1 pseudogene is annotated in these 646 nt (G+C 46.4%); it reads right to left on the bottom strand.

The annotated features are described in order from the left end of the window. A pseudogene (locus tag ACYVTD_RS15325) lies at window positions 1-636 on the bottom strand (hypothetical protein); the annotation flags it as partial. Window positions 637-646: the final 10 nt, after the last annotated feature.

Here is a 646-nt window from a genome sequence, read left to right on the forward strand (position 1 = left end):
TATCAATCCAATATCGACATCAGCCGTAGTTTCCGCCACAAGCCACTTTGTTCCGTAAGATTCAAAACGCGCACCATCTCCGTTAACATCGACAAGCCCCATAGCATGACTGTATTGGCGTGAAATCATCATTGCTGCGCGTATATCCGCCTTTGACAGCAAAATAGCGCAGATCATGGCTCTGCTATCGCAGTCTCCCCTGCTCTCGGTAATGGCTGTTACAAGATTTAAAAAATCGCTCCCTTTTTGGGTTCTTTCGTATTTGTAACCTTGTACAAGTTTTAAGGCTCTCTGTGCAAACGCGCGTCTTTCCGCGTCTCCCGATGAGGGCGGACCGCCCCAACTGCGCACAATAACGGAAGCGATGTTTGCAATTCTGTCGTAAGAATCGCGGTAAATAGACTTGTAATAGCGAATCCACGCTTCCTGCCATTTTTGCGAATTAACATAATTTTGAAGAAGCTGAAATTCACGCTCAATAAAAACCTGCGAAGCTTGGGCGTCATTTTCGCGTATCGTAACATTAATATTGCCCGGCTGAATAATAACCCTTTTCTGCCCGCCTCGCGGATAACTGTAATCAATTAAAGGACCGGGATAACGGCGTTCCGCCTGAGATGGGCAGATTGAATCCAACGCCGATATA

It is taken from the genome of Treponema sp. R6D11 (assembly GCF_054786075.1).